14 protein-coding genes are annotated in these 11,675 nt (G+C 71.4%); 3 read left to right on the top strand and 11 right to left on the bottom strand.

Features of this window, described 5'->3' with window-relative positions; all coding sequences use genetic code 11:
* Positions 1-121 precede the first annotated feature (121 nt).
* Positions 122-1,588 (top strand): alpha/beta hydrolase, encoded by a 1,467-nt coding sequence (locus tag ACIBHX_RS40185; RefSeq protein WP_397072718.1) that lies wholly within the window; start codon positions 122-124, stop codon positions 1,586-1,588.
* Positions 1,589-1,628: 40 nt separating this feature from the next.
* Here ACIBHX_RS40185 and ACIBHX_RS40190 read toward each other — a convergent pair whose 3' ends face one another.
* Complete coding sequence (locus ACIBHX_RS40190) at positions 1,629-2,327, bottom strand: hypothetical protein (RefSeq protein WP_397072719.1); 699 nt, start codon at positions 2,325-2,327, stop codon at positions 1,629-1,631.
* 145 nt (positions 2,328-2,472) lie between these two features.
* Here ACIBHX_RS40190 and ACIBHX_RS40195 point away from each other — a divergent pair, with 145 nt between their 5' ends.
* Both ACIBHX_RS40195 and ACIBHX_RS40200 read left to right on the top strand, forming a co-directional pair.
* Entirely contained in the window at positions 2,473-3,066 is a 594-nt protein-coding gene (locus tag ACIBHX_RS40195) for a TetR/AcrR family transcriptional regulator (RefSeq protein WP_397072720.1), read from the top strand.
* Positions 3,067-3,098: 32 nt separating this feature from the next.
* Positions 3,099-4,502, top strand: coding sequence for a glycoside hydrolase family 125 protein (locus tag ACIBHX_RS40200; protein WP_397072721.1), 1,404 nt, complete (start codon positions 3,099-3,101; stop codon positions 4,500-4,502).
* Here ACIBHX_RS40200 and ACIBHX_RS40205 read toward each other — a convergent pair.
* Genes ACIBHX_RS40205 through ACIBHX_RS40250 form a run of 10 tightly spaced genes read right to left on the bottom strand, consistent with a single transcriptional unit; the run spans position 4,410 to position 11,623 of the window.
* Positions 4,410-5,171 carry a GntR family transcriptional regulator gene (locus tag ACIBHX_RS40205; protein ID WP_397072722.1) on the bottom strand — a complete coding sequence of 254 codons (762 nt, stop codon included), beginning with the start codon at positions 5,169-5,171 and terminating at the stop codon, positions 4,410-4,412. The two genes, ACIBHX_RS40200 and ACIBHX_RS40205, sit on opposite strands and share 93 nt — an antisense overlap.
* On the bottom strand, positions 5,171-5,929 hold the full coding sequence (fabG, locus tag ACIBHX_RS40210) for a 3-oxoacyl-ACP reductase FabG (protein ID WP_397072723.1): 759 nt from the start codon (positions 5,927-5,929) through the stop codon (positions 5,171-5,173). Before fabG ends, ACIBHX_RS40205 begins: the two co-directional genes overlap by 1 nt.
* Positions 5,930-6,874, bottom strand: coding sequence for a phosphotransferase enzyme family protein (locus tag ACIBHX_RS40215; RefSeq protein ID WP_397072724.1), 945 nt, complete (start codon positions 6,872-6,874; stop codon positions 5,930-5,932).
* Positions 6,867-7,502 carry a microcompartment protein gene (locus ACIBHX_RS40220; RefSeq protein ID WP_397072725.1) on the bottom strand — a complete coding sequence of 212 codons (636 nt, stop codon included), beginning with the start codon at positions 7,500-7,502 and terminating at the stop codon, positions 6,867-6,869. The genes ACIBHX_RS40215 and ACIBHX_RS40220 overlap by 8 nt, the downstream gene beginning before the upstream one ends.
* Positions 7,499-7,780 (bottom strand): BMC domain-containing protein, encoded by a 282-nt coding sequence (locus tag ACIBHX_RS40225; protein ID WP_397072726.1) that lies wholly within the window; start codon positions 7,778-7,780, stop codon positions 7,499-7,501. The genes ACIBHX_RS40220 and ACIBHX_RS40225 overlap by 4 nt, the downstream gene beginning before the upstream one ends.
* A gap of 7 nt (positions 7,781-7,787) precedes the next feature.
* The gene (locus tag ACIBHX_RS40230) at positions 7,788-8,021 is read right to left on the bottom strand and encodes a EutN/CcmL family microcompartment protein (RefSeq protein ID WP_397072727.1); all 234 of its coding nucleotides are present in this window, start codon (positions 8,019-8,021) and stop codon (positions 7,788-7,790) included.
* A gap of 2 nt (positions 8,022-8,023) precedes the next feature.
* Positions 8,024-8,302 (bottom strand): hypothetical protein, encoded by a 279-nt coding sequence (locus ACIBHX_RS40235; protein ID WP_397072728.1) that lies wholly within the window; start codon positions 8,300-8,302, stop codon positions 8,024-8,026.
* A complete protein-coding gene (locus ACIBHX_RS40240; protein WP_397072729.1) occupies positions 8,299-8,892 on the bottom strand; it encodes a BMC domain-containing protein in 594 nt (197 codons plus the stop codon). Before ACIBHX_RS40240 ends, ACIBHX_RS40235 begins: the two co-directional genes overlap by 4 nt.
* Positions 8,892-10,367, bottom strand: coding sequence for an aldehyde dehydrogenase family protein (locus ACIBHX_RS40245; protein ID WP_397072935.1), 1,476 nt, complete (start codon positions 10,365-10,367; stop codon positions 8,892-8,894). Before ACIBHX_RS40245 ends, ACIBHX_RS40240 begins: the two co-directional genes overlap by 1 nt.
* On the bottom strand, positions 10,367-11,623 hold the full coding sequence (locus tag ACIBHX_RS40250; RefSeq protein WP_397072730.1) for an aspartate aminotransferase family protein: 1,257 nt from the start codon (positions 11,621-11,623) through the stop codon (positions 10,367-10,369). Before ACIBHX_RS40250 ends, ACIBHX_RS40245 begins: the two co-directional genes overlap by 1 nt.
* Positions 11,624-11,675: the final 52 nt, after the last annotated feature.

Raw genomic sequence — 11,675 nt, forward strand, 5'->3', positions numbered from 1 at the left:
TCACCATACGGACGCCGCAGGTGGTAGTAAATAACCTTCCTAACAACTTCCTGGTAGCAACCCCCCGCCGCCTTCGCGCGTCTAGCACTCACCTGTCAGTTCGATGAAACGGATGCGCCCTATGCGACGCTTAGCGCGGCTCCTCGTGCCGCTTCTTGCCGTCCCGCTGGTCACGGGACCGGCCATGGCCGAGGCCAGACCGCTGGCCCGGTACTACTCCCAGCACCTGGCCTGGTCCGGCTGCGGCGGCGGCTTCGAGTGCGCCGACCTCAAGGTGCCGCTCGACTACGGCAAGCCGAACGGCGAGCAGCTGAAGATCAAGGTGATCCGGCTGAAGGCCTCCGGCAAGGACAGGATCGGTTCGGTCGTCCTGAACCCGGGCGGACCCGGCGGCTCCGGAGTCGACTACGCCAAGGCCGCCAAGACCGTCGTCTCCCCGCAGATCAGGGCGCGCTTCGACGTCGTCGGGTTCGACCCGCGCGGCGTGGCCGGCTCCTCCCCCGTGCACTGCGTGACGAGCAAGCAGATGGACCGGTACGCGGCACTGGACTCCACGCCCGACACGCCCGCCGAGGCCAAGGCGCTGCGGGCGGGCGCCAAGGAGTTCGCCGACTCCTGCAAGGCCAGGGCGGGCAGGATCCTGGCGCACGTCGGCACCGCCGACGCCGCCCGCGACATGGACGTGCTGCGGGCCGCGCTCGGTGACAAGGGCCTGACCTACCTCGGCAAGTCCTACGGCACCTACCTGGGCGCCACGTACGCGGACCTGTTCCCCAGGAACGTGCGGACCATGGTGCTCGACGGCGCGCTCGACCCCACGCTGTCCAGCTTCAAGCTGAACGTGGCCCAGGCCAAGGGCTTCGAGGTCGCCTTCGCGGCCTTCGCCGAGGACTGCTTCAAGGCCCAGGACTGCCCCTTCGCAGGCAGCACCGCGGACGCCGCCTTCGCCGAGACCGCGGCGCTGCTGAAGAAGGCGGACAAGAAGCCGCTGCGCAACACGCAGGACAAGCGGAAGATCAACGAGTCCATCGCCGTGATGGGCATCCTGACCCCGCTCTACGACCACCAGGCGTGGCCGGTCCTGCGCATCGCGCTCAAGCAGGCCTTCAAGGGCGACGGCACGATCCTGCTGCGCATCTCCGACCTGTACTACGAGCGCAAGGACGACGGCAGCTACTCCAACCAGACCGACGCCAACCTCGCGGTGAACTGCCTGGACCACCCCACCACCAGGAACCCGGCGGTCTACGAGAAGCAGGCCCGCGAGGCCGCGAAGATCGCGCCCCATTTCGGCGCCTACATCGGCGGCGGGGCCAACCCGTGCGTGTACTGGCCGGTCAAGGCGACGGGCAAGGACAGGGCGCTGCACGCCAAGGGCGCGCCGCCGATCCTCGTGGTCGGCACCAAGCGCGACCCGGCCACGCCGTACGCCTGGGCGCAGGCGCTGGCCACGCAGCTGAAGTCGGGCGTGCTGCTCAGCTACGACGGCGACGGCCACACCGCCTACCGCACGGGCTCGACCTGCGTGGACAAGGCGGTCGACGCCTACCTGATCGGCAAGTCGGTCCCCGAGACCCGCGACTGTTGATGGGCTCCGGGGCCCGTAGGACGGTGCGGGCCCCGGAACGTCACGAGCCTTCGAGGAGGCGTTCGACCGCGCGGTCGTGGGCCTCGATCTCGGCCCTGGCCGCCTTCGGGCTCCACCTGCCCGCCAGCGGCAGCATCAGCGGGATGAAGATGATCTGGGCGACCACGCAGATCCAGAACCAGGTCTGCCACTGCCCGGGCGCGATGGCCGCCGCGGCCTTGATCTCGGCCAGCTTCTCCACCAGCGCCGGCGGCGGGTTGGCGCCGGCCTGCTTGGCCGCCGCCAGGTAGGCCGGCGCCTCGACCAGCGTGTTCATGCTGCTGACCACGTACGGCACGAAGAACAGCGAGGCCGTGACCACGATGCGGATGATCCAGCCCCACACGGCCAGGCCGGTGGCGGTCAGCGCGGGATTGCGCCGCTCGACCGTCTCGGTGAAGGCCGCCATCCACGGCGCGTAGGCGATCGCCAGCCCGGCGGCCAGCACGCTGATGATCAACGCGAGCGTGCCGTAGCCGGTGTCGGGGTGGGTGGCCCTGGTCAGGAACACGATCGTCATCACGATCGCGATCACGGTGCCCACCACCATGAACGGCTTGCGCACCCGCAGCCGGTCGGACAGCAGGCCCGCGATCACCAGCGCCACCGCGTCGACGGCCCAGTACCAGGCGTTCAGCCCGTTGGCCTGTGAGGTGGTGAACACGAAGATCGTGGTCAGGTAGATGGTGAAGAAGCCCACCGCGGTGTAGTAGATGGGTGGGCGTCGGAGATGGTTGCCATCGCTGCTCCTGCCTGGCGCGCCCGCTCCCCCGCGACGGGTATAAACAAGCGTTCACACAGTCGTACGTCGCCTCCCAGCGAGCGTCAAGTGCGACACTGGGCGCATGGGCTCCCCCGCACGTGACCTGACCGCCGCGGCCGTCGACCTGTTCTACGAGCAGGGCGCCACGGCGACCACGGTCCGGGAGATCACCAAGGCGTGCGGGCTGACGGCCGGAGCGCTCTACAACCACTTCACCTCGAAGGAGGAGCTGCTCTTCACCGTCATCATGGGCAGCCACGCCACGCTGGAGCGCCTGGTGATCGCCGCCCAGTCGGAGGCTGCCGGGCCGCGCGGGCAGTTCGTCGCGATCGTGCGGGTCTACGTGGAGCAGCACGCTCAGCACCGCAAGTCCTCGCGCGTCGCCAACCGCGAGTACGGCCGGCTCGGCGAGGACCGCCGCGCCGAGATCGTGGCCATCAGGCGGCGGCTGCGCGACCGGTTCATCCGCGTCATCGAGGCCGGGGAGCGTTCGGGGGACTTCCGTCTGGACGGGGTGTCGGCCACGATCGTGGCCAGGGCGATCCTGGACATGTGCGTGCACATCAGCGCCTGGTTCCACGAGGGGCAGCCGCTGACGATCGCCGGGCTCCAGGACCGCTACGTCCGGCTCGCCCTGCGCATAGTGGGCGCGGGCGACGATCCCGGCCCGGAGTGACGCCCCGGGAGATCACCGACCAGAATGACGCCATGACTTTTCAGGACATGGCGCGCCGGCCGGCGGGTGACGGCGGAGCCGTGCGGATCCCCGGCTCCCTGGAGGAGCTCGCCCTCGCCGTCACCCGCGACCTGGGCGGCCACCCGGCGGCCGGGCTGGTCCGCGGCTGCCTGACCAACACCTGGACGACCTCGATGCGGCCCGCGGGCGACGACGAGGTGTTCGTCATCACCGGCGACATCCCGGCCATGTGGCTGCGCGACAGCACCGCCCAGGTCCGGCCGTACCTGGCGGTGGCCGGGCAGGATCCGGCGGTGGCCGACCTGCTGGCCGGGGTGTCGCGGCGGCAGGTGCGCTACGTGCTGACCGATCCCTACGCCAATGCCTTCAACGAAGGGCCGGACGGCGGGCGCGCCTACCCGTTCGACGTGCCGCAGCCGGGGCCGTGGGTGTGGGAGCGCAAGTACGAGGTGGACTCGCTCGCCGCCGTGCTGCAGCTGGCGTACGCGCTGTGGCGGGCGACCGGGCGGTCCGACCACCTGGACGACCGGTTCACCGAGGCGGCGTGGACGATCGTCCGGCTGTGGCGGCGGGAGCAGCGGCATGGGGGCTCGCCGTACACCTTCGAGCGGACCGAGGGGCCGTGGGCGGGCGACAGCCTGTCGGGGACGCCGGTGGAGTGGACGGGGATGACGTGGTCGGGGTTCCGGCCGAGCGACGACCCGTGCCACTACGGCTACCTGGTGCCGTCGAACGCGCTGGCCAGTGTGAGCCTGCGCGGGCTGGCCGCGATGACCGCGGACGCGGAGCTGTCCGGACAGAGCCTGGCGCTGGCGGACGAGATCGACGCGGGCATCCGGGCGCACGCGGTGGTGGACGGGGTGCTGGCCTACGAGGTGGACGGGCTGGGCGGGACGCTGCTGGCCGACGACGCGAACCTGCCGAGCCTGCTGTCGCTGCCTTTCACCGGCTGGTGCGCCTCCGACGACCCGCTCTACCTGGCCACCAGGGAGTTAGTCCTGTCCCCCGCCAACCCCTGGTACTTCTCCGGCAAGGCGGCGGCCGGGATCGGCAGCCCGCACACCGAGCCCGGCTACGTCTGGCCGCTCGCGCTGGCGGCCCGCGGGCTGACGGCGCCCGGCGAGGCCGAGGAGATGCTCGCGCTCCTGGCCCGCACGACCGGCGGCACGGGGCTCATGCACGAGAGCTTCCACGCCGACGACCCGTCCAGATTCACCCGCGAGTGGTTCGGCTGGGCCAACGCCATGTTCGCCGAGCTGGCCATGACCCTGACCGGCCGCCCCCTCAGCCCGCTGTTCGCGCCGCTGCCTGACCGGGGGCGGTCAGCCGAGGTCGATGAGGCGGCCGTTCTCGCGGGCCGAGGCGGCCGTGCCGATGGCGCCGGGGATGCGGACCAGGACGCGGGTGCGGTCTGAGCGGAACAGGTCGCGGGAGTACTCGAACGGGCGGCCGGAGTCGTCGAGCGCCGTCCTGGTGATCGCCAGGGCGGGGGTCCCCTCGGGGATCTCCAGGACGGCGGCCTCCTCGGCGCCGCAGGCCACCGCCTCGATGCGCTCGATGGCCTCCGCGGGACGCGTGCCGTACCGCACGTCGAGCAGCTCGTAGAGCGAGCCGCCGAGCGGCAGGTCGAGCAGGCCGGGGAAGAGCGCGGCGGGCAGGCGCGCTCGCTCCAGCGACAGCGGCGCGCCGTCCGCGAGCCGGATGCGCACGATCTCGGCGACCAGCTCGCCCGGCTCCAGCCCGAGCGCGGCGGCGGTGACCTCGGGCGCGGGCACCAGCGCGGCGCTGACCACCCGCGACCCGGCGGTGAAGCCCTGCTCGCGCAGCAGCGCGGGCACGCCGACCACGGTGGACAGGTCGCGCTCGACGATGGGATGGCTGACGAACGTGCCGCCGCCTCTGCCCTGCACCCGCCGCACCGCGCCAGCCTCCTCCAGCAGCGCGAGCGCCTGTCTGAGGGTGGTACGGCTGACGCCCAGGCGCAGGGCCAGCTCCCGTTCCCCGCCGAGCCTGTCGCCCGGTTGCAGGGCCCCTGAGGCGATCATGGCGAGCAGATCGCGGCGGGCCGTGGAGACGTCGCCCACTACATCTGGCCCAGGGCGTCCTGCGACTCCGGCAGCACCTGCCCGCCGTCCACGACGAGCGAGTGGCCGGTGATGTAGGCGGCCTCGTCGCCGGCCAGGAACAGGCAGGCGTAGCCGATGTCGTCGACCGTGCCCAGGCGCCCGAGCGGAATCGAGGCCTCCATGCCGCGCAGGTAGTCCTCGCCCAGGTCGGCCAGCCCCTCGGTGGCGATGTTGCCGGGCAGGACGGCGTTGACCGTGATGCCCTTGGGCGCCAGCTCCATCGCGGCGGTGCGCATGAAGCCGAGCTGCCCGCTCTTGCTGGCGCCGTAGTGGGTCCAGCCGGGATAGCCGGTCACCGGCCCCGTGATCGACGAGGTGAGGATGACGCGGCCGCGGCCGGAGGCGGCCAGCGCCGGCAGGCACGCCTTGACGGTCAGCATGGTGCCCTTGAGGTTGACGCCGAGCACCTCGTCGATGTCGGCCTCGGTCATCTCCTCCAGCCGCCTGTCAGGGAAGATCCCGGCGTTGGCGCAGAGGATGTCGATGCCGCCGTGCCGCTCGATCGCGGTCGCGGCGATGCGCTCGCAGTCGGCGGCGCTGGATACGTCACCGGCGGCGAACGTCACGCCGTCGGGCAGCTTCTCCGGCGTGCCGGGCCCGCGCCCGGTGATCAGCACCCGGGCGCCGGCTCGTGCGAAGACGGCCGCGATCCCCTTGCCGATGCCCTTGGTGCCGCCGGTGACCACGACCGAGCGTCCCGCCACGGATGTGAACATCTACAGTCCTCCCAGATAACGCTCGGCCAGCTCGCAGCTGCCCTGGGTGTAGCCGGCGCCGAGCGCCCTGGCCTCGTCGACGGCCGAGTGCGAGCCGATCCAGGCCACCAGCAGCAGCCGGCGGAACATGACGAACGTCCAGAGCTCCTTCTCGTCCTCGGCGGGCAGCTCGAGCACGGTCCGGTAGCCCCGCACCCACGAGTCGATCATCTCCGGAACCTGCGGATAATGCTCGATAAAGCTGACGGCGGCTCCGAAGTCGTACATGTACCAGCCGAAGCCGCAGTCGTCGAAGTCGATGACGCTGACCCGCGACCCGTCGGTGAGCAGGTTGGCCAGCCGCAGGTCGGCGTGGATCAGCCCGAACCGCCCGTCCGGGCGCCCGTAGCGCTCCAGCCGGTCGCGCAGCGCCTTCTCCAGCCGCCCCAGGACCTCCCGCTCCTGCGTACCGACGCCCATGCCGTCCTGCCAGCGCCCCCAGCGGGCCACGGACCCGAAGGCGGCCTCGAAGTCCCAGGTGAAGCGGGTGAACCCGGGCGGGCGCGGCCACGTCCTGGCGTGCCGGTGCATCCGCGCGGTGATCGCGCCCAGCTCGTGGAAGTCCGCGACCAGGCGATCCTCGGCGGGCTCGGCGCCTGGTAACAGCTCGAACATCACGCAGTTGCGCTCGCCCTCGACCACCAGCGAGCCGTCGCGCGCGGGGATGACGCGGGGCGTGCTGATCCCGGCCTGGTCGCGCAGCGCGTCCAGCCACGCCAGCTCCGACCTGATGGAGTCGGGCGAGTGGTAGCCGGGCCTGTGCACCCGCAGGATCGTGGCCGAGCCGGTGTCGGGGTCGTCGATCCGGTAGGTGGTGTTCTCCGAGACGTTGATCAGCCTCGCGCGGGCCCGCGGGGACAGGCCGTAGCGCGCGAGCGGCGGCCCAACGGCCCGCTGCTCATCCATGTGACCTCCCCTCCAGCCCGTCGAGCGCCTCGGTGATCGCGTCGCGCGCCTTGAGTATGGACCCGGTGGACCCGCTGAGGTAGAGGCGGCCGGCCGCGCCGATCATCTGCACGTCGACCAGGGTGTTGTCCGGCGCCGCCTTCTCCGCCTCGTTGGCGGCCAGCGCCGCGAACAGCGCCGGCGTCACCTCGTAGACCAGCAGCGTCTCGCCCGGCAGGACCATCGACGCCTGCCGGTTCCTGTTGATGATCACCGCGTGCTGGTCGGTGAGGTCCTCGATCACGTCCTGGTAGAGGACCTTGGGCCGCAGGCGGTCGGTCTCGGCGGCGCCGATGCCGTCCAGCACGGCCGCGCCAGCCCGCCGTACCTCGGCCAGGTCGGAGGAGTGCACCTCGAGCACGCCGAACTGGCGCTCCACGAACAGGATGCCCGGCTCCACGCCCGGGACCGCGCGCAGCGCCAGGTCGATGACGCGCTCGATGGCCAGGCCCGGCGCGACCTCGACGATCATCGCGTGCTGCCCCTCGAACGGCGGGTAGCCGCGCGCCCGCGTCGGCGTCGCCAGATAGGCCGCGAACTGCCGCTGCAGGTCCTCGATCAGCAGGTAGACGCGGAGCTCGGTGGTCATTCGGTGGCGACGGGGAAGGCGCGCGCCAGGTCTGCGTGCGGGCGCGGGATGACGTGCACCGACACCAGCTCGCCCACGGCGGATGCCGTCTCCGCGCCGGCCTCGGTGGCGGCCTTGACCGCGCCGACGTCGCCGATCACGGTGACGGCGACCAGCCCGGCGCCCACCTGCTCGCGGCCCACGATGGTGACGTTGGCCGCCTTGACCATGGCGTCCGCGGCGGCCAGCGCGGCCACGTACCCCTTGGTCTCGATCAGGCCGATCGCGTTGTTGGACATGTCTCTCCTACTCGTCGATGGAACCGATGATCAATGCGTCGATGGGCGGATTGTCCGGCAGGTGGGCGGCGGCGACGGATCCCTGGACGATCAGGACCCGCTCGCCGGGCCCGCTGCCGAGGGTGTCGAAGGCGATGAGCCGGGCGCCGCCGTCCAGCTCCACCTCGAGGAGGGCGCCGCTGGGCAGAGCGTCCAGCCGCTTGGTCGCCCAGATGCTGCCGATGACGGTCCCGCGCACCATGGCTAGTCCTCCCTTTCGACCGTGATGCCGGTGGCCTTGATCCTGTCCCTGGCCAGCGGCGTCAGCACCGCCCGCGCCCCCAGCACCAGCCTGGCCCCGGCCTTGGCGGCCGCGTTCACGTGCCGCTCGGTGACGGCTCCGCGCTCGATCCGGTGTACGGCCTGCCGCTCGGGACCCGGGTCCACCTCTCCCTGCGGCCTGAGCCCCGCCTTGATCCCCTGTTCGGCCAGCACCTCGCGCAGGACCTCGCGGATCAGGGCGCGCAGCTCGTCGGCGTTCACGACAGCGCCTCCATGGCCGCGTCGGCCGCCTGCCGCACGTCCGACTCGCCGCCGGACAGGTAGACGCGCCCGGTGGCGCCCATCATCCGGTAGTCGACCACCTTGATCTCGGCGGCCTTCTCGGCCTCGTTGGTGGCCAGGATGGCGTAGGAGGCGGGCTGGCACTCGAGCACGAACAGCGATTCGCCGGTCAGCGCCATCGAGCCGAGCTTGTTGCGGTTGATCAGGAAGGCGTGCTGCCCGTCCAGCCGCGGGATGATCCGCGAGGCCAGCACCTTCGGCCTGGCCGCCTGGTCAGCGGTGGTGCCGAGCGCCTCCAGCACCGCCTCACCCGCGGCGCGCACCTGCGCGGTCTGCCCGTGGAACTCCAGGTAGCCGAACTGCCGCTCGACCACCAGGATCCCGGCCCGCACGTCGGCGTGCTTGATCGCCACATCGGTCAGCGGCTCGATGTCCAGCCCGGGCGCGACCTCGACGACCTGCGCCGCCATGCCCTGCCTGGGCAGGGAGCCGCGGATCCAGGTGCCCAGGTAGCACATGGTCTGCGGCTGCAGCCGGTCGATGAAGATGAACGAGCGCAGCTCCGCCATCAGGCACCCCTCAGCGCGGCGAGCTCTTCGAGGATGAGCCGCCTGATCTCGGCCCGCAGCTGTTGAGTTCCGTCACCTGGGATCGGGTCAGCGGGTGGCTGCGGATCGCGCGAGGCGTTCGAGGCGTGCGGGTACGGCGGGACCGCTCCTGAGGGCGCCTGCCACGGATCGAGTCCGGACATGTCGGGGAAGGCGGTGTCGGTGCCGGAGGCGAGCCTGGTCCAGTTGACCAGGTGGGCGGGGTTGAGGTTCTCCCCCACGGAGGATCCGCCGACGAACCCGGTGCCGATCGTCATCGAGGGCGCCAGGCCGGTGGTGATGCCCGCGCTGCCCAGGCTGTTCCCGGCGTTGACCGCGACGCGGAGCACCGGGACGGCCGCGCCGTACCTCATGATCGTGGCGGCGTCGGTGCTGTGGATCGCGGCCGAGTGGCCGGCGCCGGAGATGCGCAGGACGGCCTGCGCCGCCCGGATGCCCGCCTCGGCGGAGGGGACCCGGAGCAGGCCGAGGATGGGCATGAGCTTCTCGCGGGCGAGCGGCTCCTCGGGCACGGCCAGGTCGAAGAGCGCGAGCAGCACCCTGGTGCCGTGCGGGACGCGGAGCCCGGCGCGGGAGGCGATGTGGGCGGCGCTCTGGCCGATGTTCTCGCGGTCGGTGACCGCGGCGCGCAGCCGGTCGAGACCGTCGGTCACCAGGTGCGCGCCCTCCCTGGCCAGGGCGGCGACCAGCGCGTCGTGCGCGGCGTCCGCGACGATGAGGACGGACTCGTTGGTGCACAGGATGGAGTTGTCGAAGCTCTTGCTCTCCACGATGCGCTTCGCGGCGGCGGGCAGGTCGGCGGAGGGGTCGACGAGCACGGGCACGTTGCCGGGCCCGACGCCGATCGCGGGGTTGCCTGAGCGGTAGGAGGCGTGCACGACCGCGGGGCCGCCGGTGGCCACGATCAGGTCGGTGCGCGGGTCGGCCATCAGCGACTCGATGAGCGGGATCGTGGGCTCCTCGACGACCTGGACGATCCCGTCCGGCGCCCCGGCCGCGACGGCGGCCTCGCCCAGCACGCGGGCGGCGTCGGCGCAGCACTGCTTGGCCAGCGGGTGCGGGCTGACCACGACCGCGTTGCGGGTCATGAGGGCCAGCAGCACCTTGAAGTAGACCGTGGCGACCGGGTTGGTCGAGGGCGTGAGCGCGAGCACCACGCCGGCGGGCCGCGGCACCGACACGATCTTCCGCGCGGGGTCGATCGAGGGGGAGACGAAGTCCTGGCCGGCGTAGGCCTCCACGAGGCCGGTCGAACAGGCCAGATTCTTGACGACCTTGTGCTCGGCCACGCCGAGCCCGGTCTCCTTGACCGCCCATTCGGCGTAGCGGGCGGCGTTGTCGGCGGCGACCCTGGCCACGGCGGTCACGACGCGGTCGACGGCGGGTTTGTCGTAGGCGGCGTAGGCGCGGGCGGCCCAGCGGGCGCGGTCGAGCATCACGGCCTCACCTGCGCGATGGCGTGAGCCGTACGGTCGAGCAGCTCGTCCACCAGCGGCGGGTTCAGCAGGATGCCCGGTTTGTACTGCAGGACGCGTGGATCCAGCGTCGAGAAGATCGCCCACACCCCGTTCTCGTACAGGCTGCGCATGACGGACTTGGCCCCCTCCGGATGGTCGAACTCCAGCCCGATGACCACGCCGTTCTGCCGGATCCCGGTGAACCAGCCGGCGTTGTCGGCCTTGATGCGCTCCAGTCCCCGGCCGATGGCGTCGCTGATGTAGTGGACGACCGAGCGGGTCTCCGGCCGGGTGCAGATCTCCAGCGTCTTCATCGCGGCCACGCAGCCGAGCTCGGCGCCGCCGAAGGAGGCCATGTGCGCGAAGCCGTCCTCGGTGAGCCAGCCGGCGCAGCGCTCGCTGACCAGCACGGCCGCGATCGGGTAGATGCCGCCCGACAGGCCCTTGCCGGTGACCAGCAGGTCGGGCTCGATGCCGTGCTTGGTGATGCCCCACAGCTCGCCGGTCCGCATCAGCCCGGTCTGCACCTCGTCGGCGATGTAGAGGGTGCCGTGCGACTCGCACAGCCGCTTGACGGCCTCCAGATAGCCGGGTTCGGGGAGCGGGAAGCCGTACGTGGCGGGGATCGTCTCCATGATCACGGCGGCCACGTCGCCACCCGACAGCGCCTGCTCCATCGCCTCGAGGGAGTTGAACGGCACGTGGGTGAAGTCCGACGGCTGATCCGACAGGAAGATCTTGGAGAAGCGGTCGTCGCCGGTCCCCACGGCCAGCCCGGTGTGGCCGTGGTAGGCCTTGATGACCGAGACGATCCTGCGCCTGCCTGTGGCGTGGCGGGCGGTCTTGAGCGCGATGTCGATGGCCTCGCCGCCGCCGCTGGCGTAGATGACCTTCGACAGGCCGGGCGGGGCGGTCTGGATGAGCCGCTCGGCCAGCGCGGTGCGCGCCAGCGAGGGGAAGTGGTGGTTGCCGATGTCGAAGCGGTCCATGGCCTGGCGCACGGCCGCCACGACCTCGGCGTTGCGGTGGCCGATGTTGTACGTGCCGCCGTTGAGGTGCACGTCGATCAGGCGCTTGCCGGTGACGTCGTAGAGGTAGTAGTCCTCCCGCCGGTCGATGACCAGCGGGACTCCGGAGTCCTCCCAGAACTGGGTCTTGCCCGGATTCCAGAATTCCTTGGACTTGGCCAGCACCTCGTCCTTGGATTCGAAAGCGAAGATCCCGTAGTCGAGCATGCACGCCCCAACGGTCCGCGAATCGGTACAGGATCGACATCTAAAAGGTCCA

The organism is Nonomuraea sp. NPDC050536 (assembly GCF_044457685.1).
Taxonomy (GTDB): domain Bacteria; phylum Actinomycetota; class Actinomycetes; order Streptosporangiales; family Streptosporangiaceae; genus Nonomuraea.